This is a genomic window from Streptomyces sp. NPDC030245, from assembly GCF_055572995.1.
In genome coordinates this window covers 844,702-867,774 of record NZ_JBVICF010000002.1, presented here as the reverse complement: position 1 = coordinate 867,774, position 23,073 = coordinate 844,702, and the positions used below count along the sequence as shown (strand labels likewise).

General features: G+C 71.8%; 23 protein-coding genes and 2 tRNA genes. 14 read left to right on the top strand and 11 right to left on the bottom strand.

Annotated features, from left to right (window positions below):
* Positions 1-359: 359 nt before the first annotated feature.
* Positions 360-608, top strand: coding sequence for a WhiB family transcriptional regulator (locus tag ACZ4Z4_RS08295; RefSeq protein ID WP_468323922.1), 249 nt, complete (start codon positions 360-362; stop codon positions 606-608).
* A gap of 44 nt (positions 609-652) precedes the next feature.
* Here the strand turns inward: ACZ4Z4_RS08295 and ACZ4Z4_RS08290 are convergent, their stop codons facing one another.
* Positions 653-3,124, bottom strand: a complete 2,472-nt coding sequence (locus ACZ4Z4_RS08290; RefSeq protein WP_468323919.1) for a hypothetical protein — start codon at positions 3,122-3,124, stop codon at positions 653-655.
* Positions 3,125-3,187: 63 nt separating this feature from the next.
* Positions 3,188-3,646, bottom strand: coding sequence for an Lrp/AsnC family transcriptional regulator (locus tag ACZ4Z4_RS08285; RefSeq protein ID WP_468323916.1), 459 nt, complete (start codon positions 3,644-3,646; stop codon positions 3,188-3,190).
* Between the two features lie 62 nt (positions 3,647-3,708).
* On the opposite strand from ACZ4Z4_RS08285, the gene ACZ4Z4_RS08280 reads away from it, so the two are divergent.
* From ACZ4Z4_RS08280 to ACZ4Z4_RS08255, 6 genes are all read left to right on the top strand, one after another.
* Entirely contained in the window at positions 3,709-4,458 is a 750-nt protein-coding gene (locus tag ACZ4Z4_RS08280) for an AzlC family ABC transporter permease (protein ID WP_468323913.1), read from the top strand.
* Positions 4,451-4,780, top strand: coding sequence for a branched-chain amino acid transporter permease (locus ACZ4Z4_RS08275; protein WP_468323910.1), 330 nt, complete (start codon positions 4,451-4,453; stop codon positions 4,778-4,780). Before ACZ4Z4_RS08280 ends, ACZ4Z4_RS08275 begins: the two co-directional genes overlap by 8 nt.
* A gap of 90 nt (positions 4,781-4,870) precedes the next feature.
* Positions 4,871-4,942 (top strand) — tRNA-Ala (locus ACZ4Z4_RS08270).
* Positions 4,943-4,971: 29 nt separating this feature from the next.
* Positions 4,972-6,318 carry an SDR family oxidoreductase gene (locus ACZ4Z4_RS08265; protein WP_468323907.1) on the top strand — a complete coding sequence of 449 codons (1,347 nt, stop codon included), beginning with the start codon at positions 4,972-4,974 and terminating at the stop codon, positions 6,316-6,318.
* Between the two features lie 13 nt (positions 6,319-6,331).
* Positions 6,332-7,495 (top strand): leucine-rich repeat domain-containing protein, encoded by a 1,164-nt coding sequence (locus tag ACZ4Z4_RS08260; protein ID WP_468323905.1) that lies wholly within the window; start codon positions 6,332-6,334, stop codon positions 7,493-7,495.
* A gap of 36 nt (positions 7,496-7,531) precedes the next feature.
* Positions 7,532-7,607 (top strand) — tRNA-Trp (locus ACZ4Z4_RS08255).
* A gap of 48 nt (positions 7,608-7,655) precedes the next feature.
* Here ACZ4Z4_RS08255 and ACZ4Z4_RS08250 read toward each other — a convergent pair.
* From ACZ4Z4_RS08250 to ssgD, 5 genes are all read right to left on the bottom strand, one after another.
* A complete protein-coding gene (locus ACZ4Z4_RS08250; RefSeq protein ID WP_468323902.1) occupies positions 7,656-8,627 on the bottom strand; it encodes an acyl-ACP desaturase in 972 nt (323 codons plus the stop codon).
* Positions 8,628-8,797: 170 nt separating this feature from the next.
* A complete protein-coding gene (ddaH, locus tag ACZ4Z4_RS08245; protein ID WP_468323900.1) occupies positions 8,798-9,574 on the bottom strand; it encodes a dimethylargininase in 777 nt (258 codons plus the stop codon).
* A gap of 38 nt (positions 9,575-9,612) precedes the next feature.
* A complete protein-coding gene (locus ACZ4Z4_RS08240; RefSeq protein ID WP_468323897.1) occupies positions 9,613-11,937 on the bottom strand; it encodes an ATP-binding cassette domain-containing protein in 2,325 nt (774 codons plus the stop codon).
* A gap of 10 nt (positions 11,938-11,947) precedes the next feature.
* A complete protein-coding gene (locus ACZ4Z4_RS08235) occupies positions 11,948-13,591 on the bottom strand; it encodes an ABC-F family ATP-binding cassette domain-containing protein (protein ID WP_468323895.1) in 1,644 nt (547 codons plus the stop codon).
* A gap of 305 nt (positions 13,592-13,896) precedes the next feature.
* Complete coding sequence (gene ssgD / locus ACZ4Z4_RS08230) at positions 13,897-14,313, bottom strand: spore wall synthesis regulator SsgD (protein ID WP_468323892.1); 417 nt, start codon at positions 14,311-14,313, stop codon at positions 13,897-13,899.
* 240 nt (positions 14,314-14,553) lie between these two features.
* Between ssgD and ACZ4Z4_RS08225 the strand changes: the two genes are divergently transcribed.
* Complete coding sequence (locus tag ACZ4Z4_RS08225) at positions 14,554-15,648, top strand: WD40/YVTN/BNR-like repeat-containing protein (protein WP_468323890.1); 1,095 nt, start codon at positions 14,554-14,556, stop codon at positions 15,646-15,648.
* 17 nt (positions 15,649-15,665) lie between these two features.
* On the opposite strand, the gene ACZ4Z4_RS08220 is transcribed toward ACZ4Z4_RS08225, so the two are convergent.
* The 4 genes from ACZ4Z4_RS08220 to ACZ4Z4_RS08205 form a co-directional block, all read right to left on the bottom strand.
* Positions 15,666-15,965 carry a YciI family protein gene (locus ACZ4Z4_RS08220; RefSeq protein ID WP_468323888.1) on the bottom strand — a complete coding sequence of 100 codons (300 nt, stop codon included), beginning with the start codon at positions 15,963-15,965 and terminating at the stop codon, positions 15,666-15,668.
* 10 nt (positions 15,966-15,975) lie between these two features.
* Complete coding sequence (locus ACZ4Z4_RS08215; protein ID WP_468323887.1) at positions 15,976-16,449, bottom strand: GNAT family N-acetyltransferase; 474 nt, start codon at positions 16,447-16,449, stop codon at positions 15,976-15,978.
* Positions 16,450-16,497: 48 nt separating this feature from the next.
* Positions 16,498-16,911, bottom strand: a complete 414-nt coding sequence (locus ACZ4Z4_RS08210) for an ATP-binding protein (protein WP_468323884.1) — start codon at positions 16,909-16,911, stop codon at positions 16,498-16,500.
* Positions 16,912-17,019: 108 nt separating this feature from the next.
* The gene (locus tag ACZ4Z4_RS08205; RefSeq protein WP_468323881.1) at positions 17,020-18,186 is read right to left on the bottom strand and encodes a PP2C family protein-serine/threonine phosphatase; all 1,167 of its coding nucleotides are present in this window, start codon (positions 18,184-18,186) and stop codon (positions 17,020-17,022) included.
* A gap of 144 nt (positions 18,187-18,330) precedes the next feature.
* Here ACZ4Z4_RS08205 and ACZ4Z4_RS08200 point away from each other — a divergent pair, with 144 nt between their 5' ends.
* From ACZ4Z4_RS08200 to ACZ4Z4_RS08175, 6 genes are all read left to right on the top strand, one after another.
* Complete coding sequence (locus tag ACZ4Z4_RS08200; RefSeq protein ID WP_468323879.1) at positions 18,331-18,831, top strand: MarR family winged helix-turn-helix transcriptional regulator; 501 nt, start codon at positions 18,331-18,333, stop codon at positions 18,829-18,831.
* A 227-nt stretch (positions 18,832-19,058) separates the two neighbouring features.
* Positions 19,059-19,940 (top strand): STAS domain-containing protein, encoded by an 882-nt coding sequence (locus ACZ4Z4_RS08195; RefSeq protein WP_468323876.1) that lies wholly within the window; start codon positions 19,059-19,061, stop codon positions 19,938-19,940.
* Positions 19,941-19,948: 8 nt separating this feature from the next.
* The gene (locus ACZ4Z4_RS08190) at positions 19,949-20,341 is read left to right on the top strand and encodes an STAS domain-containing protein (RefSeq protein ID WP_468323874.1); all 393 of its coding nucleotides are present in this window, start codon (positions 19,949-19,951) and stop codon (positions 20,339-20,341) included.
* A 70-nt stretch (positions 20,342-20,411) separates the two neighbouring features.
* Entirely contained in the window at positions 20,412-20,795 is a 384-nt protein-coding gene (locus ACZ4Z4_RS08185; RefSeq protein ID WP_468324190.1) for an anti-sigma regulatory factor, read from the top strand.
* Between the two features lie 8 nt (positions 20,796-20,803).
* On the top strand, positions 20,804-21,796 hold the full coding sequence (locus tag ACZ4Z4_RS08180) for a SpoIIE family protein phosphatase (RefSeq protein WP_468323871.1): 993 nt from the start codon (positions 20,804-20,806) through the stop codon (positions 21,794-21,796).
* Positions 21,793-23,070, top strand: coding sequence for a PP2C family protein-serine/threonine phosphatase (locus ACZ4Z4_RS08175; RefSeq protein ID WP_468323869.1), 1,278 nt, complete (start codon positions 21,793-21,795; stop codon positions 23,068-23,070). The genes ACZ4Z4_RS08180 and ACZ4Z4_RS08175 overlap by 4 nt, the downstream gene beginning before the upstream one ends.
* Positions 23,071-23,073: the final 3 nt, after the last annotated feature.

Sequence of the window (23,073 nt, the reverse complement as noted above, 5' to 3'; positions counted from 1 at the left end):
CATGCGGCGTGGGACCCGCCCCCCCGCCGCCGCCCTCGGCGGTTTCCCCGCCCCCGGCGGTGGGCAGTCCCCAGCCGGACGTAGCGAGGAGGAGCGGCGCACCGGTCGGCGGCCCAGCCGGGACGGCACCCCGCGCCGCCGCACTCCGCGGTTTCCCCGCCCCCCCCGCTGCCGCCCCCGGCGGTTTCCCCGCCCCCGGCGATGGGCAGTCCTCAGCCGGGCGCAGCCGCACGTGGCCAAACGTAGCCGGACGCAGCGAGGCGGAGCGGCGCACCGGTCGACGGGGCCTGGAAGCCGTGCGTTCGGGCGTTGATCGTTCGTTGATTGCTTGTTTCGCGCGGTGCGTCAGCATCGGTGGCATGCAGATCGAGATGACAGCCGAGCCGGAACTCGCCTGGCAGGAGCAGGCCCTGTGCGCCCAGACCGGCGCCGACTTCTTCTTCCCCGAGCCAGGGAGCTCGGTGCGCGAGGCGAAGGACATCTGCCAGATGTGCGAGATGCGCGAGGCGTGCCTGGAGTACGCGTTGGCCAACGACGAGCGGTTCGGCGTCTGGGGCGGCCTCTCCGAGAAGGAGCGGTATGCCCTCAGACGCGAATCCCGTGCTTGAGCAGGAGCAACCCGACCGATGACCGATCCGGGCCTCACAGGTCCCTAGGTGTACGCGACGACGAACCGCCGGGTCCCCGCGGGGACCCGGACGTCGTCACCGGAGACAGGGAGCTCCCTGCCGTCCGCCGACACAGACCGGACCTGTCCGAACCGGCACGGATAGACGTATCGCACCCGTTCCGGCGCCTCGGTCACCTCCACCGTGACCGTCCGCCTGCCCGCGTCGTGCGTGAGCCGGTATCCGAAGGGCTCGCCGAACAGTGTCGGAGCGGACTCGACGGCCACCGTGTCGCCGTCCGGCACCCAGTGGGGCCGTACGCCGGGCGCGATGTACACATGCGGATCGTGGTCCTCGTCCGCCTCGAAGAGCAGGATGTCGCGGATCAGGAGCAGATACTCGGCGGCGGCCCAGCCGTGCGGGATGTCGCCCATGTACCAGGGCCGCGACGGCACCTCCTGGAAGTCCGACGCGACGGTGAAGGCGTGCTGTTCGTTCCACGCGCCGAGCGCCACCGCCCGCTCCTCCGTCCGCGGGAAGGCCGCCCCGACGATCCAGCCGAGCAGCTCGTCCATCCGCCCGGGGTCGCCCGCCAGCAGGTACGCGTGCGCCAGCTGCGTGGTGAGGTAGGGGCCGTAGGCGTTCCACGCGGCCTCGTGCCGGTAGCCGCCCGACACGAAGTGGGCGTACATCGTGTCGAGGGTGAAGCGCGCCGCCGCGTCGATGTCCGTGCCCAGCTTGCTGCCCATGTGCAGCCGCAGCGGGTGGAAGAACGCCGCGGTGCCGATCATCGTCGAGTCGAGCCGCCCGACGTCACCGGGCCCGGTCGGGATGTACGTCTCCCACGCCCCGCGCCTGCGCTGCTCCGCCAGGACCCAGCGCACCGAGGCCGCCGTCGCCTGCTTCACGTCGTCGAAGGCGGCCCAGATCTCGGGCGCGTCGGGCGAGCCGATGCGCTCCGCGAGCCGCGCCGCCTCGTACAGGCCGGCCAGCGCCCACAGGTCGTCCCAGTAGTGCGGCTTGTCGCGCTCACCCAGGTGCTCGGCGCTCCAGCCGCTGTGCAGCAGCCCGTACTGGTCGCGGTTGTCGCGCAGCCAGCGGGCGCCGTCGATGACGTACGGCGTGTAGAGCTTCGCGCCGAACGCGGCGGCGCTGCCCTGCGTGCGGTCGAAACGGCCGATCGCCCAGAGCGCCTGCCCGTTGCTGTCCCACTCGCGGTCGTCCCGCTCGTGGGGCCCGCCGTAGAAGCCGTACTCAGCGCACGGCCCGATGCGGCCCGTGCCGCGGTTGAACTTCAGCGGGTAGTGCGTGCCCAGCTGGTGCTCGGCGAGCGCGCCGTCCCCCACCAGCGAGCAGGCGGTGGCCTCCACGGACGAGTCGCGGATCCAGAACGAGTCGTACACCGTCGGGCCGGGGTGGATCTCCCCGTGGTCGGAGAGGATGAGCAGCTGCGAACGGGACTCGCGGAACAGGTCCGTCAAGTGGGCCACCGGGCGCGGCAGTCCGGGCTGCAAGCCCTGGTCGAGCAGCTTCGTCGTCCAGAACGCCCGGTTGGCCTCCTCCAGTTCGGCGGCCGGCGTGGCCCTGATCTCGGCCAGGTCGTCGGCCCCGCTGTACAGGTCGACGGGCAGCCGCACATCCAGTTCGAACATCTCGTCGTCGATGACCCGGAACGGCCAGGCGAACGCCGCGCTGCACAACCCCGCGACCTGGTCCTGCGCCTGCCCCGCGCCGTTCAGCTTGCCGCCCGTGACCAGGTCGTGGAACGGGCTGCGCGTCAGATACGAGTCCGGGTCGTGGCTGAAGTCCGGGTTGCCGTACACGCCGTACTGCTCGGGCGCGGTGTCGAACACCGGGCCCCAGCCGCTGTTCGTCTCCACCCGGTTCTCCTGCGGCAGATGCCGCAGGAACGTCAGCCTCCGATCGGTGATCTGCCGGCCGTTGCGGTCGTGCCGCTGGAAGCCGCTCGGCCCGGCGGGCACCACCGCGGCGCACAGCCAGCCCTCGCGCGGCTGCCCGGTCGCGGAGCCCACCGTCACCCGCGTGACCACGAGGTCCCGCTGCCGCGCGCCCACGGCCGTCGCGAAGGTGCGCTGCACGAACGCGACGCCGTCCGGCGTACGGAAGTCCGTGAGGACGACCGGCAGGTGCGGGGCCTCCATGCGCTGCGCCACCGTGCCGCCGTCGGGCAGCTGCGGCAGGCGCAGGGCGCCCGTCGCCGGGTCGTACAGGAAGAAGAACAGGCAGTACTTGTCGTAGACCGGCTCGATCTCACCGGCCTGCCCGATCAGCGACTCCTGACGGTGGTCCTTCACGCCCACCATGTGCCAGTAGCGGTACAGGGCGTTGGAGGCCAGGGCGGCCTCCCTCGATTCGTACGTCCCGGAGTCGAAGTCGTCGCTCCAGCGCCGGAAGGCCTGCTGCGCCCACCACGGCACGGGACGGGGCACCTGCGCCCTGCCCGCCCAGCTGCGCCACATGACCTCGTAGAACATCCACTCATGGGTCTGCGCCATGGGTTCCACCCCCGGTGCCCACAGTTGCACCGCGAGGGGCGTTCGTAAATCGGGTGCCGCGGGTCAGGATCCCGGCTTGACCGTCTTCATCGTCAGGTGCGAGTCGACGCGCAGGACGCAGGGGAGGCCGGTGAGCTTGCCGGTGAGGAAGGCCTCGTAGGCGGCGTGGTCGGCGACCGCGACGCGGATGAAGTAGTCGGGGCGCCCGAACATGCGCCGCACCTCTATGACCTCCTCGTAGGAGGCCACGACCTCCTCGAATTCGAGGTAGGTGTCGCGGTCGTTGGCGCTGACCTCGACGTCGATGAGGACTTCGAGACCGCGCCCGAGCGCCGCGGTGTTGATCACGGCGTGATAGCCGGCGATGACGCCCGCCTCCTCCAGGCGCTTGACCCGGCGCAGGCAGGGCGGCGCGGTCAGGCCCACGCGTTTGGCCAGCTCGACGTTGGTGAGACGGCCGTCCTGACGCAGGTGAAACAAAATGTCGTGGTCGAGGGCATCGAGGCGAATTTCATTGCTCACGGGCCCATCATAGGGCCACTATTGGCAATCAAATTAGGCGTGGATCTTCATAACATGTCGGCATGCGAATAGCACCACCCGTCGCGGGCGACCCTTCTGTCGCTCCCTCCGTCCCGCCGTCACGCTCCCTCTCAGGAGTGCGGACCGCGTTCGCGGACACCGCCTCCGTCGGACTCGCGTTCCTGCCGCTCGGTCTCGCCTTCGGGGCTCTCGTCACCCATTCCGGGCTCGACTGGTGGTGGGCGGGCCTGTCCGCCGCGCTCGTCTACGCGGGCTCGTTCGAATTCCTGCTCATCGGCATGGTCACCGCCGTCGCCCCGCTGGCCTCGATCGCCGCGGCCGCCTTCATGGTGAACGTCCGGCACGTGTTCTACGCGCTGTCCTACCCCCTGCACCGGGTCGAGGGGCGGGCCGGCAAGGCGTACGGGACCTTCGCGCTCAGCGACGAGGCGTTCGCCCTGACCTCGGGGGAGCAGGCCCGCTCCTGGCCGGGCCGGCGCATCCTCGGGCTGCAACTCCTCCTGCATCTGTACTGGGTGGCGGGCTCGGTCGCCGGTGCGCTGCTCGGCTCGCTCATCCCCGACAGCGTCCGGGGCCTGGACTTCGCGCTGACCGCCCTGTTCACCGTGCTCGCCGTCGACGCCGTGCGGGACCTGCGCGGCGATCTGCCCACGCCCGTGCTCGCCCTGTTCAGCGCCGTCTTCGCCCGCTTCGTCTTCCCCGGCGAGCTGCTGCTGGCCGCCTTCGCCCTGTTCACGCTGGGGCTCCTCGCCCGCCACCTGGTCACCCGGAGGACCCTGAGCCATGCCTGACGCCGGGTACGCCGTCGCCGCGGTCCTCGTCACCGCCGCCGTCACCTGGGCCCTGCGCGCCCTGCCCTTCGCCGCCCTCGTGCCGTTGCGCGAGAGCGGGACCGTCCAGTACCTCGCCGCCCGCATGCCCGCGGGCGTCATGGTGATCCTCGTCCTCTACTGCCTGCGCGACCTTCCTCACGCGGGCGCGTCCGCCCCGGCCCCCGTGGCGGCCGTCGCCGTCACCGTGGGCCTCCATCTCTGGCGCCACAACGCGCTGTTGAGCATCCTCGGCGGCACGGCCGTCCACGTGATCCTGGCCAGTACCGTCTTCGCCCCCTGAGACGGTGGCGCCGGCCGGAAGAAACCCGTGCGACACGGGGGCGCGCCCGTGGTTAGGATCCGGAGGTCGCACGCGGGGCGTGCGGCCGGGGGTCCTGTAGAGCAGAGGCAGACTCGCCGCCATGGCATGGCGGATACGCCGGTTCGAATCCGGCCGGGACCACGAGCACGGAACAGGCGGGGCGGGGACACATGAGTGAGAGCGGCGGGGTCGGCGAGGCGGACCTCGCCGCCTTCCACGACCTGGTCGGCAGACTCCGGGAGCTGCCCGTCGACGACCCGGCGCGGCTGCGCGCCGAGCAGGTCGCCGCCTCCTTCGCCCGCGACGGACGGCTGCGCCGACGCAAGGCGCGCGGCGCCGAGCTGTCCGCCGCCGACGCGGCCGTCATGGCCGCCACCGCGACCGGCGCGAGCGACCGCCGCGAGGACGCGCCCCTGCCCGCCTCCGCCGCCGGTACGGGAGGCGTCTTCCGCCGCCCACGCCCCTGCTACGTCTGCAAGACGTCATATCGACAGGTCGACTCCTTCTACCACCGGCTCTGCCCGGACTGCGCGGCCGACAACCGCGCCCGGCGCGGGCTCACCACCGACCTGCGCGGGCGGCGGGCCCTGCTCACGGGCGGCCGGGTGAAGATCGGCTTCCAGCTCGCCCTGATGATGCTGAGGGACGGCGCCGAACTCCTCGTCACCAGCCGCTTCCCCCACGACACCGTGCGGCGCTTCCGCGCGGCGCCGGGCAGCTCGGCCTGGCTCGACCGCCTCACCGTGCTCGCCGTCGATCTGCGCGACCCACGCCAAGTGCTCGGCCTCTGCGAGGATTTGCGGCAGGCGGGCGACCCCCTCGACATCCTCGTCAACAACGCGGCGCAGACGGTCCGGCGACCTCCTGAGTCGTACGCGGCGCTCGCGGCGGGCGAGGAGGCCGAACTGCCCGCGCTCGCCCGGAGCGCACCGGGATTCAAGCCGACGCGGGCGGTGCCGGACGCCGCAGGACAGGGCGCCCTCGCACTCCTCCTGGCCGACGCCGACGAAGCCGGACTGCTCCCCGACCCCGCGCCGGAGAACTCCTGGTCCGCCCGGCTCGGCGCCCTCGACCCCGCCGAGGTCCTGGAGACCCAGCTCGTCAACGCGCTCGCCCCGGCCCTGCTCTGCGACCGGCTGCTGCCCCTGCTGCTCGCCTCCCCGCACCCCCGCACGTACATCGTCAACGTGACGGCGGTCGAGGGCCGCTTCGCCGTGCGCAACAAGACGGCCGGGCACCCCCACACGAACATGGCGAAGGCCGCCCTGAACATGCTCACCCGCACCAGCGCCGCCGAACTCGCCGAGCAGGGCGTGCACATGTGTGCCGTCGACACCGGCTGGATCACCGACGAGAACCCCGCGCCGAAGAAGGACCGCATCGCCGGCGCGGGCTTCCGCACCCCGCTCGACATCGTGGACGGCGCCGCCCGGATCTACGACCCGATCGTGCGCGGCGAGGCGGGCGCACCCGTCTCGGGCGTCTTCCTCAAGGACTACCGCGAGGCGCAGTGGTGACGGGGGCGCGGCCGTGACCGAGGACCTGACCGCCGGAGTGCCGCGCGTCGTACCGCGCCCGGTGGCCGAACTGGGGCCGCTCCTCGACTGGTTGCGGTCGGGGCGCCCGGCGGGCGAACGCCTCGACTTCACGGCGGGCACCGCGCTGCCCGACGGCCGGCTCGACCTGTGCAAGCAGGCGATCGGCGCACGGGGCACGGCCCTCGTCGCCGAGGCGCTGCGGGAGACCGGGGGCGCCTCGCCCGTACGCCACTTGCTGCTCGGCACGGACGGTCTCGGCGACGAGGGAGCCGCAGAGGTGACGGGCAGCGCGGGTGAGAGCGGCATCAAGACCCTCTACCTCGGCTGCAACGGCATCACCGCGGGCGGCGCCTGCCGCATCGCGGACCAGCTGCGCGCCTCGCCGCAGGTCGTGACCGGCGTCTGGCTCAAGCGCAATCCGCTGGGGCCGCCGGGCGGTCGCGCGGCGGCCGAACTGATCGCGTCCGTACGGACGTTGCACACCCTCGATCTCGTCCAGACGGGCCTCGACGCGGCCGGACTCGCCCTCCTCGCCGACGCGCTCCTCGCGGCCGCCGGCACCGGGCGGCACGTCGAGCGGATCTTCCTGGGCGGCAATCCGCTGGGCCGGGACGGCGCGGTATCGCTGGCGGAGCTGATCGCCAACGGCGCGGTGCGCGAGCTGTACGCGTCGGCGGCGCGGCTGGGCGACGAGGGCGCGCTGCTGCTCGCCGCCGCCCTGGAGCGCGCGCCGTACGGCGGGCTCGACCGGCTGGCCGTCGCGAGCAACGGCATCGGGCCCCGTGCCGCGGCCCGGCTGGTCGCCGCGTCGGTGACCGCCGGGGTGCGGCTGCTCGATCTGGGCCGGGTGCGCGCCGCCGGGGTGCTCGGTGCGGCCGACAATCACCTGGACGAGGAGGCGGCCGCCGCCGTGGCGGCCTCGCTCGCGGCCGGGGAGCACCGTCTGACCCACCTCGTGCTGACGCACACGGGGATGCGCAGCCGGGAGGCCCACCGGCTCCTCGACACCGCCGAACTCGCCCGCACCCCCACCCGGTTCGTGCTCGGCCGGGGCATCGCGGCGAGCGTCAAGCGCCGTCTCGCGGCGTTGAGCGCGGGCGTTCCGGCGCCCGGTGTCGCGCCGGACGTCGCGGCGGTGCGCAGCGTCCACCGCTGACCCGGAGGGGCGGGGAGCGTACGATCTTCCGCAAGGGCGGGGTCGTAGCGCAGAGGCAGTCGCGGCGGTCTCCAAAACCGGAACACGCTGGTTCGAATCCAGCCGCCCCGCCCCCCTGCACCAGCCGCCCCCGCCCCCTCGGGCCGTCGGCCTGGCGGGGTCAGGCGCCCCGCGCCGCCATCCGCGCCTTGCGCGCGGCCAGCTTCTCGTCGAACTTCGACGCCTCGGCGTCGAGGCCGTTCATGTAGAAGCCGAGCTCCTCCTGGGCCTGCAACCCCTCGGGGCCGAGGCCGTCGATCTCCAGGACCTTCAGGAAGCGCAGCACGGGCTGGAGCACGTCGTCGTGGTGGATGCGCAGGTTGTAGACCTCGCCGATGGCCATCTGCGCGGCGGCACGCTCGAAGCCGGGCATGCCGTGACCGGGCATCCGGAAGTTGACCACGACGTCCCGCACGGCCTGCATGGTGAGGTCGGGGGCGAGTTCGAAGGCGGCCTTCAGGAGGTTGCGGTAGAAGACCATGTGGAGGTTCTCGTCGGTGGCGATGCGCGCCAGCATGCGGTCGCAGACCGGGTCGCCCGACTGGTGGCCGGTGTTCCGGTGCGAGATGCGGGTGGCCAGCTCCTGGAAGGCGACGTACGCGACGGAGTGCAGCATCGAGTGGCGGTTGTCCGACTCGAAGCCCTCGCTCATGTGCACCATCCGGAACTGCTCCAGCTGGTCCGGGTCGACGGCGCGCGAGGCGAGGAGGTAGTCGCGCATCACGATGCCGTGCCGGCCCTCCTCCGCCGTCCAGCGGTGCACCCAGGTGCCCCAGGCGCCGTCGCGGCCGAAGAGGGAGGCGATCTCGTGGTGGTAGCTGGGGAGGTTGTCCTCGGTGAGCAGGTTGACCACCAGGGCGATGCGCCCGATGTCGGTGACCGGGGACTGGCCCTTCTCCCACGCCTCGCCGTCCTCGAAGAAGCCGGGGAAGTTCCGGGCGTCGGAGAACGGCACGTACTCGTGGGGCATCCAGTCCTTGGCCACCTTGAGGTGGCGGTTCAGTTCCTGCTCGACCACTTCCTCCAGCGCGTAGAGCAGACGGGCATCGGTCCAGCTGTCCGTGCTGCCGAGGTGGGGAGAGGTGATCGTCACGGGGGCTCCAGAGGGGGGACGGGGCTACTTGCGAGCGGTGCGGGCGGGCAGCGCGAGCGGTGCGCTACCTACGGTCTCGTAGGTTACGTTGCCGTAGGTTAAACCCGCCGTAAAGAGGCTGTGAGCCCGGCCCCCACCCGCCCCTGCCGCAACAAGGGCCTCAGCACTGGTCAGGCGTACAGATCGCGCAGGCGAACTGAGAGGCACGTCACACAGCCTTCGAGCTTCTCGAACTCCCGGATATCCACGGGAACCGGATCAAATCCCAGATCGGCGAAGAGCTCCGCGCTCTTCGGCGCGCTCGCCGACATGAGCAGCTTCGAGCCACCGAGGAGCACCACGTGTGCGCCCGCCTCCTCCGGCACGGGCAGGAAGCGCGGGAAGAGCGCGGCGGCGTCGACCAGCGGCTCGTACCCGATGACCGTTCCGTCGGGCAGCGCCGTCACCGCGGACTTCAGATGCAGGACCTTGGAGACGGGGACGGCGACGACCCGCGCCCCGAGCGGTTCGAAGACGGCCCGCAGCTGCCGCACCCCGTCCGCGTTGGTCCGCCCGCCCCTGCCCACGTAGATCGTGTCGTCGATCTTGAGTACGTCGCCGCCGTCGAGCGTGCCCGGCTCCCACACCCAGTTGACCGAGCAGCCGAGCCTGCCCACGGCCTCCTCGACGCCCGGTGTCTCGCCCCGCCGCGACTCGGCGCCCGACCGCGCGATGAGGGCCACGTTCCGGAAGACGACCACCGCGTCCTCCACGAACACCGCGTCCGGGCAGTCGTCGGCCGGCGGAACCTCGAAGATCTCCCACCCGTGTCCGGCCAGCGTCGCCGCGTACGCCTCCCACTGCCGCGCCGCGAGCCGCGTGTCGACCGGTGTGCGCTCCAGGTGGGTGACCAGACCGTCGGCGAGGCGCGGTCCCGGGCGGCGGATCAGGGCCTTCTTGCTGGACACGGCTTGCTCTCCTCACGCGGGCGGGACAGTGCCGCACATCATGCAGCGCGGGGCCCGCCCTCGCCCAGAGCGCGTCGCAGATGCTCCGCCGTGCACGATCCCTCGGCACGCAGGAGCCGCGCGGGCGTCCCCTCGAAGACGATCCGCCCGCCGTGCTTGCCGCCGTCGGGGCCCAGGTCGATCACCCAGTCCGCGTGCTTGACGACATCGAGGTTGTGCTCGACGACGAGGACGGTGTTCCCCGCGTCGACCAGCCGGTCGAGCAGCGCGAGCAGCCCGTCGACGTCCGCCATGTGCAGGCCGGTGGTCGGCTCGTCCAGGACGTACGTGGTGCCCGTGCGGTGCAACTGCGTGGCGAGTTTGATGCGTTGGCGCTCGCCGCCGGAGAGCGTGCTCAGCGGCTGCCCGAGCGTGAGGTAGGTGAGGCCCACGTCGCGCAGCGCCCGCAGGCGCCTGCGCACCGACGTCTCGTCGAAGCGCTCGAAGAAATCCAGTGCCTGATCGGCCGTCATGTCCAGTACGTCGACGACGGATCGCCCGTCCAGGGTCAGCCGCAGCACCTCGTCCTTGAAGCGCCGCCCTTCGCACGCCTCGCACGTCGTGGTCACCGGGTCCATGAACGCCAGATCGCTGTAGATGATCCCGCGCCCCTGGCAACGCTCGCACGCGCCATGGGAGTTGAAGCTGAACAGACTCGCCTTGGCGCCGGTTCCGCGCGCGAACAGCTTGCGTACCGTGTCCATGATCCCGAGGTACGTCGCCGGGGTCGAGCGGCCCGAGATGCCGATGGACGACTGGTCCACGACCACCGCGTCCGGATGCGCCTCGACGAACGCCTTCGACACCAGCGTGCTCTTGCCGGAACCGGCGACCCCCGTGACCGCCGTGAGCACCCCGGCCGGCACCCGCACACTCACGTTCCGCAGGTTGTGCAGATCGGCGCCCTTGACCCAGTGGCCGCCGATCGCCTCGCGCGGGTGCTCCTTGATGCCGGTGGCGCGCCGCAGGTGGCGGCCGGTGAGGGTGTCGGCCCGGCGCAGCTCGTCCGGCGTGCCCTCGAAGACGACCAGGCCGCCGCCGGTGCCGGCCGCCGGGCCCATGTCGACGACGTGGTCGGCGGCCGCGATCACGTCCGGGTCGTGCTCGACGACCAGGACGGTGTTGCCCTTGTCGCACAGCCGGCGGAGGAGGTCGTTGAGGCGGCCCACGTCGCGCGGGTGCAGGCCGACGCTCGGCTCGTCGAAGATGTACGTCATGCCGGTGAGGCTGGAGCCGAGGTGGCGCACCATCTTCAGGCGCTGCCCCTCGCCGCCGGAGAGCGTGGACGTCTCCCGGTCCAGGCTGAGATAGCCGAGGCCGATCGCCTCGATGCGTTCGAGGGCGGCCACGGCGGCGCGGGCGACCGGTCCCGCCACGGCGTCGTCGATGCCCGCCAACTCCCCGATCAGGTCGGTGACTTCCATGCGGGTGCAGTCGGCGATGGTCAGGCCGTTGACGCGGGTGGCGAGCGCCGCAGGGTTGAGCCGGGCCCCGCGGCAGGCCGGGCAGGCGCCTTCGATCAGGAAGCCCTGCACCATGTCGCGGGTCTTCTGGGCGAGCGCGGACAGGTCGCGGTTGAGGTAGAGCCGCTCGAAGCGGTCGGCGAGCCCTTCGTAGTCGATGTCCCGCGCGCCACCGGTGTTGTCGACGCTGACTTTCTTCTTTCCCCGGCCGCCGCGCAGCAGGAACCGCCGCTCGGCGTCGGTGAACTCGCCGACCGGCTTGTGCGTATCCAGATCGGTGGTGTTGGTGTACGTCTGGCCCTGCCAGGTCCCGGCGGCGAACGGCGGAAAGAGGATCGCGCCGTCCGCCAGGGACCTGGCGGGATCCAGGATGCGGTCGTAGTCGGGCCGCACGGTGCGGCCGAGCCCGTCGCACTCGGTGCACATGCCCGACGGGTCGTTGAACGAGTACGCCGTGGCCGGGCCCGCGCTGGGCGTGCCGTGCCGGGAGAACAGCACCCGGATCACGGAGTAGATGTCCGTCATCGTGCCCACCGTGGAGCGGGAGTGGCCGCCGATCGGCTTCTGGTCGACGACGATCGCGGGGGAGAGCTCCTCGATGGCGTCCGCGTGCGGCCGCTCGTACTTCGGCAGCCGGTTGCGGACGAACCAGGTGAAGGTCTCGTTCAGCTGGCGCTGCGACTCCACCGCGATCGTGTCGAAGACGACCGACGACTTCCCGGACCCCGACACGCCCGTGAAAACGGTGAGCCTGCCCTTGGGGATGCGCAGGCTCACCTCCTTGAGGTTGTTCTCACGGGCGCCGTCGATGACGATGTGCCGGTGCGTGTCCAGGGGCGTGTCCTTGTGGTTCTGGTCCATGCCCCCGAAGCTAGGCGGAATACCCGACAGCCTCCGTCTTCTTTTCCTGGGTGATCTCCTTGAGTTCCCCGTCCAGGAGCAGCCACCGCGTGATGCCGATGGACTCCAGGAACGGCAGGTCGTGACTGGCGACGATCAGCGCGCCCTCGTACGACTCCAGGGCCGTCGAGAGCTGCTTCACGCTCGCCATGTCGAGGTTGTTCGTCGGCTCGTCGAGCATGAGCAGCTGCGGCCCGGGCTCCGCGAGCAGCAGCGCCGCGAGCGCCGCACGGAACCGCTCGCCGCCCGACAGGGTCGCCGCCCGCTGGTCGGCCTTGGCCCCCTTGAACAGGAACCGGGCGAGCCGCGCCCTGACGCGGTTGTTGGTCGCGTCGGGAGCGTACGCCGCCACGTTCTCGGCGACGGTCAGGTCGCCGTCGAGCACGTCGAGGCGCTGCGGCAGGAACCGCGTCGGGACGTGCGTCCGCGCCTCGCCGCGGACCGCGTCGAGCTCTCCGGCGATGGTGCGCAGGAGCGTGGTCTTGCCCGCGCCGTTACGGCCGATCAGTGCGATCCGCTCGGGCCCGCGCAGCTCGAACTCGCCCTCCACGCGCGCTCCGTAGCGCAGTTCGAGACCGCTGAGGGTGAGCACGGTGCGCCCCGGGTGGACCAGGGTGTGGGGCAGGTCGACGCGGATCTCGTCGTCGTCCCGCACCGCCTCGACGGCGTCGTCGAGGCGCTCCTTCGCCTCGGCGAGCTTCTCCTCGTGCATGATGCGGTGCTTGCCCGCCGACTCCTGCGCCGCGCGCTTGCGGGCGCCCATGATGATCTTGGGCTCCCGCTTCTGGTCCCACATCTTCTGGCCGTACCGCTTGCGGCGGGCCAACTTGACCTGCGCGTCGGCCAGTTCGCGCTTCTGCTTGCGGAGGTCCGTCTCGGCGACGCGCACCATGCGCTCGGCCGCCTCCTGCTCCATGGCGAGGGCCTCCTCGTACGCGCTGAAGTTGCCCCCGTACCAACTCACCTCCCCGTCACGGAGATCGGCGATCTGGTCGACCAGGTCCAGGAGTTCACGGTCGTGGCTGACGACGACCAGGACGCCCGGCCATGCCGCGACGGCCGCGTACAGGCGCCGACGGGCGTACAGGTCGAGGTTGTTGGTCGGTTCGTCGAGCAGCAGCACGTCGGGGCGGCGCAGGAGCAGTGCGGCCAGGCGCAGCAGCACCGACTCGCCGCCCGACACCTCGCCCGTGGTGCGGTCCAGGCCGATGTGCCCGAGTCCGAGCTCGGCGAGGGTGGCGACGGCACGCTCCTCGACGTCCCAGTCGTCGCCGACCGTGGTGAAGTGCTCCTCGCGCACGTCACCCGCCTCGATGGCGTGCAGCGCGGCGCGGGTCGCGGCGATGCCGAGCACCTCGTCGACGCGCAGGCCGGTGTCGAGGGTGACGTTCTGCGGCAGATAGCCGACCTCGCCCGCCACGCGCACGGTGCCTTCGGCGGGCTTCAGTTCACCGGCGATCAGCTTCAGCAGGGTGGACTTCCCCGAGCCGTTGACGCCGATGAGCCCGGTTCTGCCGGGTCCGAAGGAGACCTGGAGGTCGTCGAAGACGTCGGTTCCGTCGGCCCAGGCGAAGGAGAGCGACGTACAGGTGATGGAGGTGGGGGATGTAGACATACGGGCCTCGCGGTTGCGTGGTGTGAAGCGCGGTCAGGGGCAACGCGTTCGAGACACCGCGGCGGAGAAGAGGCCGAAGAAAGAGAGAAGGCCTGTGCCGGGGGACGGGACGGCTCGTGATGCCGAGGTCGCACACGGCGTGCACGGCAGCGAGGGCTGCGTGACGCGGTGTCTCATGACCTCAGACGAGCAACGTCCTACTCCTATCGACGGCAACAGAACCGTTTTACACCGTAGGGGGCTCTGCGGAACGTGTCAACGTCTTATCGCGCGGCCCGGCGGGACCGGCCCCCCGGCGGGCCGCCTCAGAGGGCGTCCCGCATCAGCTCGGCCAGGTCCTGGTCCAGGTCGACGTGGTGGTGCTCCTGGCCGACCGGCACCAGCGCCGTCGTGCGGCGCAGGAAGCCGCGGAGCTCCCCGGTGCGGATGTGGACGATCGCGGTGCCCTCGGGGGCGTGGAACTCCACGACGGTCCGGTCGAAGCCGTACGGCCGCACGCGCACGTCACCGTCGCCGACGGCGCGCTCGACGCCCTGGACGAGCAGCTCGCGGGCGAAGGTCCAGTACACCTCGACGCCCTCCAGGGTCGCGGGGGCGGGGAAGCTCATCCGCACGGCGAAGGGATCCAGCCGGTCGTAGTGGAGCGTTGCGGGAATGCTCGGCATCCGCGGCGCGGCGGCGACGAGGCGGGCCTCTACGGCTTGCTCGATGACGGTGGACAACGCCTGCTCCCTCACTGACTGCTGGACGACTGGGGTCGGCACTTGACTAGACGACGGAATGACGAGATCCGTGCACACGGAGGGCGGGTCGGACCGAGTGACCTCTGTCACCGCGACACCGTGGCGGCGCCCGCGGTTCCCCGCGATCACCTCAGGGGGGAGGCCTTCCGGCCATCTGGACGAGCCCCGGCGCGTCGGCTAGCTTCGCCCGCCATGAGGGGCATGGGGAAGTCGAAGTCGATGAGACGGACGGTACTCGCGGGACTCTGCGGGGTGGTGCTCGCCGGAAGCGTCCTCGCGGCGCCCGGCGCCGCCGGGGCGGATCAGCGCACGCACCGCCCGGACCGGGATCCGCGCTGGCAGCTCACGGACACCGGTACCGACGCCCGCTTCCGCGGCCTCGCCGCCGTCAGCCGGGACACAGCCTGGGCGGCAGGCTCCGGCGGAACCGTGCTGCGTACGTCCGACGGCGGCGAGAGCTGGCGTGAAGTCTCCCCGCCCGGCGCCGCCGGTCTGGAGTTCCGCGACATCGAGGCCTTCGACGGGCGCCGCGCGGTGGTGCTCGCCATCGGCGAGGGCGAGGCGTCCCGGGTACTGCGCACCGAGGACGGCGGAGCCACCTGGGCCGAGTCCTTCCGGAACACCGACGCCCGAGCCTTCTACGACTGCATGACCTTCTTCGACCGCCGCCACGGACTGGCGCTGAGCGACCCCGTCGACGGCAGGTTCCGCATCCTCTCCACCGCCGACGGCGGCCGCTCCTGGCGGATCCTGCCCGGTGCGGGGATGCCCGCCGCCCAGGCGGGCGAGGCGGGGTTCGCGGCGAGCGGCCAGTGTCTGGTGAGCGCCGGGCCGCGCGACGTGTGGCTGGCCACCGGGGGAGCGGCACGCGCGCGTGTCCTGCACTCGGCCGACCGCGGACTGACCTGGACGGCCACCGACGCGCCGGTCCCCGCGGGCGACCCGGCCCGCGGCGTCTTCGGCCTGGCCTTCCGCGACCGTAGCCACGGCATCGCGGTCGGCGGTGACTACCGCGCCGGCCAGGCCTCGCCGCGGGCGGCCGCGGTCACCCGGGACGGCGGCCGCCACTGGGACCCGGCGGGCCGCCCGCCGCCCGCCTACCGCTCGGGCGTGGCCTGGTTCCCGCACAGCCGCTCCACGGCCCTCGCCGTCGGCCCGACGGGCACCGACGTGACGACGGACGGCGGCCGGAGCTGGCGGACGGTCGACACGGGGTCGTACGACACCGTCGACTGCGCCCGCGACCGGGGCTGCTGGGCCGCCGGGGAGAAGGGCCGCATCGCCCGCCTGGAGCGGAGCAGGGCGGCGCGGTAGGGACTTCGACGCAGGCCCTAGGCGGGCAGCTGCTCGCGGTACGGGGCGAGTGCCGGGGCCGTCTTCGTCGCGAAGAACTCGGTGATCCGGTACGCGCACACCCCGGCCGTCGTGAACGGGTCCGAGGCGACGATCTCCTCGATCCGCGCGCGGTCGTCGGCGACGGCGATGATCACGCCGCCGTCGCGCGGGTTCTTGCGGCCGGAGGCGATGAAGACCCCGGTCTCATACTGCCGGTCCAGCCATTCGACATGGGCGGCCAGCTGCTCGTCGACGGCGGAGACCGGCGCGGTGTAGGTCAATTCGAGAATGAACATGATCGCGAGGCTACCGGGCACCACAGACGTCGGCCGAGGCCCGCCGTCCCCCTGGCAGCCGCACCATGAACACGTCAACGGGGTCCTCGTCCTCGACGGTGAACCCGTGCCGCTCGTACAGCCGCCGCGCGGCGCTGCCCCGCAGCACGTCGAGGCGGACCGTCGTGTCCTCGGCGTCGGTCAGCTCCAGGAGGTGGCCGAGGACGGCCGAGCCGAGGCCTCTTCCCTGGTGCCGCGGCGCCAGGTAGAAGTGCTCCAGCCATCGACCGTCCGCGGCGGGCCTCAGCGTGACGCAGCCCGCGAAGGCGCCCGCCGTCTCGATCACCGACGTGTGCGCGGCGGAGAACGAGTCCCGCAGCCGCTGCCGCGCCCGGTGCGGATCGAAGCGTCCGAGCCGCTCCAGATCCGGTCGCAGCACCGTGGCCCGCAGCTCGGCGATGGTCTCGATGTCCGCCGTCCGTGCGGAGCGCAGCGCCCAATCCATGACCGGAGTATCACCGCGCGGGTCGCGCGGGCGGACGCCGGGGTGCCGTTACCGCGCCAGCTCGGCCCGGACCGTCTTGCCGTTCGGGCCGCGCGTGACGCCGACGGCTCTGGCCAGCTGCTGGACCATGGGCCAGCCGAAGCCGCCGGTGCCGCCCTCGAAGTCGGGAGCCCGCTCCCGCGGCGGCCGGGGGTCGGCGTCGGAGACGTCGACCGTGAGGATGCCGGGCCGCGCGTGCAGCCGCAGCGCGCACAGGGTGCCGCGGGCGTGCCGCACCACATTGGTGACGAGCTCGGAGACGACGAGTTCGATGCTCGCGGCGTGCTCGTCGTCCACGCCGGGGGTGAGCCCCGCGAGGTAGCCGCGGGTCAGGTCCCTCGCGTCCGAGACCGCCTCGGGCCTCTTGTCGAAGGTGGCGGTTGCCGGCGGTCCGATGTCGAGCGGTATGTGCTGTGTCCGCATGAGCCTCCTCCTTCATCGGGTCGGCCATCCCGAGTCGTGGCCGTACGAAAGGAACTGTTGCCCGAAAAGTGGCGGGTTCAACGCCCTTGTTCTCCGGTGCGACGGTGCTCAGCCGCGACCGCGCCAGTCGAGGCACACGATCATCGCGTCGTCGTCGGTGTCGATCGGCCCGCGGTATCCCGAGAGCTCGTTGAGCACCGCGCGCGGGACCTGCGAGGGCGGCAGGAGGCGGGTGCTCGTCATCGCCCGGGTCAGCGCGCGCTCGATGTACCGCTCGCCCGTCGGCGACGCCGTGTCGTAGACGCCGTCACTGACGAACAGGAGCCGGTCGCCCGGCAGGATCCGGAAGTGCTCCGTGCTGTAGGGGGTGTCCTCGGACATGCCGAGCGGCAGCTGTGCGTCGAGTTCGATGGGCTCCGGTTTTCCGTCGCGCATCCGCCACATCCGCGGCGACCCCGCGTCGATGATCTCCACGTCGCCCGTGGTGAGATCGAAGCGCAGGAGCAGCATGGAGAGGTGGAGCGCGCCCTGGAAGTGGCCGTAGACGGCCTGGTCGGCCAGGCAGGCCTGGTCGGCGAGGGAGAGTCCGGCGCGCCGGGCGTTGCGCAGCGCGTTGACCGCGAGGTTGGTGAGCAGGGCGGCCTGGATGCCTTCGCCCATGCCGTTGGTGACGGTGAGGGTGAGCTGGTCGGCCGAGGCCGACCAGTCGAAGTTGTCGCCGTGGATGGCGTACGCCGGTTCGAGCTGGGCCCCGATGTCGTACTCCGGACGGGAGCTGGAGCAGCCGGGCAGCAACTGCCACTGCATCTCGGCGGCGAGGGTGAGCCGGTCGGCCCGCCGCGCCTGGAGGTAGAGGTCGGTGTCGCGGTCCGCGACGACGATCTCGTGGGCCAGCACCTCGGCGGCCTCGGCGAGTTCGCGGACGGTCGCGGGATCGCAGGCCTCGGCGGGCAGCCGCACGCTCAGGATGCCGATGCGGTCCCCGCGCACGGTGACGGGGAGGTGGACGGTGGCGGGGCCGTCCTGTGTGTCCCTCACCACACGGGGTTCCTGGGAGCCGAACGCGCGGCCGGGCGCACCGGTGTGGACCGGCACGGGTGCCGCGGTCTCCGGAAGGGCGCTGACCGGTTGGAGTATGGTCATCGCGTAGTCGGCCATGAGCAGTTCCACGGAGTCGGCTGCGTAGTGAACGGCGAGCGCGTCCCGCACTGCTTCGATGAGAGCGTGCGGTGCGGATCTGCGCAGCGCACGTTCCACGGCCGTGAGTCTGTCCACTTGTCGGATACCACCTGTTCCTGTTCGGGTCGTTCCTGATATGGGAAGAGCCTGCGAAAACACGGGAGAAGCTTGCGAAGGAGCCGTCGGCCTGCCATGTCTCAGCGACTGACAGGATCATTGCGAAGTGTCACAGTTGAGGGCATGGATTCCGAAACTTCCGCCGGAGGCAGCCGAGATGCGGCCGCGCATGCTGCCCGGGAAGTCATCGAGCTGCTCGAGGTGCTGTGGAGCAGGGGCAGGGACATCACCACGACGGCACCGGTGTCGTCGTCGCAACTGCGCGTGCTCTACGCCCTCGACGGTGCGCGGGGGATCAACCTCCGCGCCCTCGGTGAGTACCTGGGGTCGGCGCCGTCCTCCGTGAGTCGTATGTGTGACCGCCTCCATGCCCTGGGCTTCATCGAGCGGTCCCTCAGTTCAGCCAGTCGCCGCGAGCTCGAACTGCGCTTGTCGAGCCGGGGAGAAAATTACCTCAACGAACTGCGGGCCCGCCGGGAGAGTGCGCTGCTCGAAGCCATCTCGGAGATGCGGCCCGCGGAGCGCTCCGCCCTGGTCGAGGGATTGAGCGGTTTCCACAGATCGGTGGAGTCCACGGCGCCCCGGCCCGGCCCGGCGGGCGGCCGCGCGGCGGAGTCCGCCTGACCGCGGCGGGGGGAGGGGGACGGAGTGTCGAGCGACCGGCGGATGTTCCCCTGATCGCGTGGGTTTACATCCGGCGAATCAAGGTACTCGCAGACGGTCGTGGCCCGGTCGCGGCGACAACGGTGCTGCTGGTCCGCGTAGTTGACGCGACGTAGCCTCTGCCTGCGGGAAGATCGTCGAACTCGGTTAATATTTGCCGTGCGACAACAATTGCTAAGGTGGATGGCATGAACACCAGTGAGCCCGAGGCCCGGTTGCGCGTCATTGCCGCCCTGCGTGAGCAGGGGGAGAAAGTGGCCGATCGCTGGGTGCAGCTTCAGTCGGAACAGGCGGTCCTTCAGACAGGCATCACCGAGGACGAACTGAACGAGGAAGCCGATTCCCTGGTCGCGACACTGCTCGCCGGCCTGGAGACGGACTGTCCCGTCCAGGACGTGGTGGCCTCGCACCGCAGTCTGCGGCAGGCTGTGACGGACCTCTCGCTGCGCCGCGCCCGAGGAGGCGCCACTGCCACGGCCACCTACATGGCCGTGCTGGCGCTGAAGGAAGCGCTCCTCGAAGCGGTGCAGCAGGACACGCGGGACGTCACCGCCCTCTACCAGGCCGCCCTGTTCATCAACCGCCTGCTCGACACCGCGGGCGCCATCTCCTTCGAGACCTTCGTCGAGGGCCGCGAGGAGATCATCCGGCGCCAGAGCCGCCAGCTCCTGGAGGTCTCCACGCCCGTGGTGCGCATCTGGGACCGGGTCCTCGCCGTCCCGCTGATCGGGACGCTCGACACGACCCGCACCCAGGTCGTGATGGAGAACCTCCTGGAGGCCATCGAGCGGGACGAGGCGCAGGTCGCCATCATCGACATCACCGGCGTCCCCACGGTGGACACCGCGGTGGCGCACCACCTCATGCAGACCGTCAACGCCGTGCGGCTGATGGGCGCCGACTGTGTGATCAGCGGCATCCGCCCGCCGATCGCCCAGATCATCGCGCAGCTCGGCATCGACCTGTCGCCCATCCTGACCCGCGCGACACTGGCCGACGCCCTCGCCGCCGCCATCCCGATGGTGACGGACCAGCCGGAGCAGCGGGCCTCGTTCGCGGGTGCGCGGTGAGCGGCGCCTTGAGCGGCGTACCGATTCTGCGGCTCGGTGACGTGCTGGTCACCGGCCTGCTCAACGAGCTCGACGACCGGGCGGCGATCGCCTTCACCGAGGAGCTGACGCAGCGCATCGTCGCCGACCGGGCGCGCGCGATCCTCATCGACATCTCCCGCCTGGAGATCATCGACTCGTTCGTGGCCCGTACGCTGATGGAGCTGACGACCACGGCGCGACTGCTCGGAGCCCGGGTGATAGTGGCCGGCATGCGTCCCGCGGTCGCGATCACCCTGGTGGAACTGGGGCTTCAGCTGTCCGGTGTCGAGACCACCCTCAACGCGGAGCAGGGGATGATCGCACTGGGCTGGCAGCCTGACCCGTCAGCCAAGGGGAGCCGTGGTGTCCCTCTACGGTGACCTCGAAGAAACGCACACCGTCCCCGCCCAGACCCGTACCGAGGCCGAGCCCGTCCGCAGCGAGCACGTCATCCGGGCCGAGGAGGACCTGCTCGCGGTGCGGCACGCGGTGCGCGAAGCGACGCTGCGGGCCGGCTTCGGGCTCGTCGACCAGACGCGCATCGTCACGGCCGCCAGCGAGCTGGCCCGCAACGCCTACGTCCACGGCGGCGGCGGCTCCGTCACCCTGGAGATCATCGGGCAGGGCGGCCGGCGCGGGCTGCGGCTCTCGGTGACCGACCAGGGGCCGGGCATCGCCGACCTCGACCAGGCGTTCATCGACGGGTACACCACCGGGGCAGGGCTCGGCCACGGTCTTGGCGGCGCCCGCCGCCTCATGGACGAGTTCAAGGTGGAGACCGCGCCGGGCCAGGGGACGACGATCACCGCCGTGCGCTGGAACGGACGACGGTGAACACAGACGTGGCGGCACGCACCCTGCACATCGCCATAGACCACCCCAGCGCGGTGCAGAGCGCGGCCGACCAGGCCAGGTCGGTCGCGCACGGCATGCCGGGAGCGCTGCCCGACCAGGCGGCCGTCCTCGCCAGCGAGCTGGCCAGCAACATCGTCAAGCACGCCAGGAACGGCGCCCTGTTCGTCCAGCGCTCGCCGCTGCGCGGCGGCATGGACATCGTCGCCGTCGACAGCGGCCCCGGCATGCCCGACGTCGCCCTGAGCCTCAGGGACGGCTACAGCACCACCAAGACGATAGGAGCGGGTCTCGGCGCCGCGCGCCGCATCGCCACCGACTTCACCATCCGCTCGGAAGCCGGACTCGGCACGCTCGCCCACGCCCGCCTCGCCGAGCCGGACGCGTCCCGAGCCCCGGGCGCCCCCGGCGCGCTCTGCCTGCCCGCCGACGGCGAGCGGGACAGCGGCGACGGATACGCGGTCGCCGAACACGACGGCGCCAGGACCGCGCTGATGATCGACGGGCTCGGTCACGGCCCCGAGGCCGCCACGGCCGCCCAGCGCGCCGAACGCACCTTCCTGGCGAACCCCACCGCCCCCCTGGTGGAGATCGTCGCCGCACTGCACAAGGCGCTGCGGCACACCCGCGGCGCCGCCGTCGCCGTACTGCGCATATCCGGCGGCCGGGCCGAGTTCTGCGGCATCGGCAACGTCCGCGCCACGACCTTGTCCCCCCAAGGCGTCCACCACCAGTTCACCGGGCACGCCGGCATCGTCGGCTACAACCTCCCCACGCCCAGGAGCCGGTTCGTGGACGTCTCCGCACACACCACCGTGGTCCTGTACACCGACGGCATCGACCACCGGTGGACCCACGCCCCCACCGACGCGCGCCTCACACTGCCCCCGGTGCTCCTTGCGGCCTCCCTGGCCCACACCCACCGCCGCCGTCGTGACGACGCCACCATCCTGGCCCTCGGCCCGCACCTGGGAATGAGATGACCCGCGAAACCTTCCGTACGCTCAAGGCCCTGCGGCACACCGTACGAAGCATCGCCCTGGGACACCGGCTGCCGGCCGACGACCGGGCACGCCTCGTCCTGTCGCTGAGCGAGGTCGCCGCCCCGACCCTCGGCGGCGGCAGCCCGGTCACGCTGCTGAGCGGACGCGAGACGGGCGAGGACGGCGCCCACCGGCTGACCCTCGCCCTGCGCCTGCCGCCCCAGAGCACCGGCGCGCAGGTGGCGACGGACCGCCTGCCGCTGCGCGCGATGACCGAGCCGGACGGCACCTTCGTATGGAACCTGCCCCTGCCGTCCACCGGTCCGTACGGACACGGGGCGCCCCACGCCGGACGGCAGTCGCCCCCGGCCGCCCCCACCCCGGCGGCGCAGCACGGCGAGACCGACATCGCCCTGCTCGAGGAGGAGCTCAGGGCCGCGCTGGCGCGCGCGGACGCCCTCGCCGACGAACACCAGCGGCTCAAGCACGAGCTGGCCGAGACGAACAGCGGGGTCCTCGCCCTCTACGTACAGCTCGAAGAGCGCGACGAACAGCTGCGCACGGCGCACGGCCGCACCCTGCGCGCCCTGGAGGACGCGCTGCGCCCGAGACCCTTGCACGTCGAGGGCCTGGAACTCGCCGTGCACTACGCCCCCGCAAGCGACGACGCCCCCACCGGCGGTGACCTGTACGACTGGTTCACCCTGCCGGACGGCACCGTCCACATCACCGTCGTCGACGCGATCGGCCACGGCATCACCAGCACCCGCACCGCGCTGACCGTCACCCACGCGGTGCGCACCCTCGCTCTCGAAGGCCACCCGCTGGAGAGCATCGTCGCGCGGACCGACACCATCCTGGCCCCCTTCGACCAGAACGTCATGGCGACCCTGCTCCTCGCCCGCCTCGACCCGGTCGACGGCACCCTCTCCCTGGCCAACGGCAGCCACCCCCCGGCCCTGCTCGCCCACGGCGACGGCAGCGCGACCTACCTGGAGGTGCGCGGGCGCGGCATCGGTTTTCCGCTGCCCGGCAGCGACCGCGTCCTGACCACCACCATGGCCCCCGACGACGTCCTGCTCCTGTACACGGACGGCCTCACCGAGAGCCGCCGGGACCCCATCGCGGGCGAGGCCCGCCTCAAGGAGGCCCTGTGCCGGCACCGCGCACGGCCGACCGAGCAGGTCCCCGGCCTGCTGGCCGCGGACCTGCTCGGTGACGTGCTGCACCAGGACGACACCCTGGCGCTCGTGATGCGGCGCACGGGGGCGTGACGG

What these genes read in the sequence shown, in the direction of transcription:
- ACZ4Z4_RS08295 (WP_468323922.1), top strand. Translation starts at nt 360, where the DNA reads ATGCAGATCGAGATGACAGCCGAGCCGGAACTCGCCTGGCAGGAGCAG.
- ACZ4Z4_RS08290 (WP_468323919.1), bottom strand. Translation starts at nt 3,124, where the DNA reads ATGGCGCAGACCCATGAGTGGATGTTCTACGAGGTCATGTGGCGCAGC.
- ACZ4Z4_RS08280 (WP_468323913.1), top strand. Translation starts at nt 3,709, where the DNA reads ATGCGAATAGCACCACCCGTCGCGGGCGACCCTTCTGTCGCTCCCTCC.
- ACZ4Z4_RS08275 (WP_468323910.1), top strand. Translation starts at nt 4,451, where the DNA reads ATGCCTGACGCCGGGTACGCCGTCGCCGCGGTCCTCGTCACCGCCGCC.
- ACZ4Z4_RS08265 (WP_468323907.1), top strand. Translation starts at nt 4,972, where the DNA reads ATGAGTGAGAGCGGCGGGGTCGGCGAGGCGGACCTCGCCGCCTTCCAC.
- ACZ4Z4_RS08240 (WP_468323897.1), bottom strand. Translation starts at nt 11,937, where the DNA reads ATGGACCAGAACCACAAGGACACGCCCCTGGACACGCACCGGCACATC.
- ACZ4Z4_RS08235 (WP_468323895.1), bottom strand. Translation starts at nt 13,591, where the DNA reads ATGTCTACATCCCCCACCTCCATCACCTGTACGTCGCTCTCCTTCGCC.
- ACZ4Z4_RS08225 (WP_468323890.1), top strand. Translation starts at nt 14,554, where the DNA reads ATGAGACGGACGGTACTCGCGGGACTCTGCGGGGTGGTGCTCGCCGGA.
- ACZ4Z4_RS08220 (WP_468323888.1), bottom strand. Translation starts at nt 15,965, where the DNA reads ATGTTCATTCTCGAATTGACCTACACCGCGCCGGTCTCCGCCGTCGAC.
- ACZ4Z4_RS08215 (WP_468323887.1), bottom strand. Translation starts at nt 16,449, where the DNA reads ATGGATTGGGCGCTGCGCTCCGCACGGACGGCGGACATCGAGACCATC.
- ACZ4Z4_RS08210 (WP_468323884.1), bottom strand. Translation starts at nt 16,911, where the DNA reads ATGCGGACACAGCACATACCGCTCGACATCGGACCGCCGGCAACCGCC.
- ACZ4Z4_RS08200 (WP_468323879.1), top strand. Translation starts at nt 18,331, where the DNA reads ATGGATTCCGAAACTTCCGCCGGAGGCAGCCGAGATGCGGCCGCGCAT.
- ACZ4Z4_RS08195 (WP_468323876.1), top strand. Translation starts at nt 19,059, where the DNA reads ATGAACACCAGTGAGCCCGAGGCCCGGTTGCGCGTCATTGCCGCCCTG.
- ACZ4Z4_RS08175 (WP_468323869.1), top strand. Translation starts at nt 21,793, where the DNA reads ATGACCCGCGAAACCTTCCGTACGCTCAAGGCCCTGCGGCACACCGTA.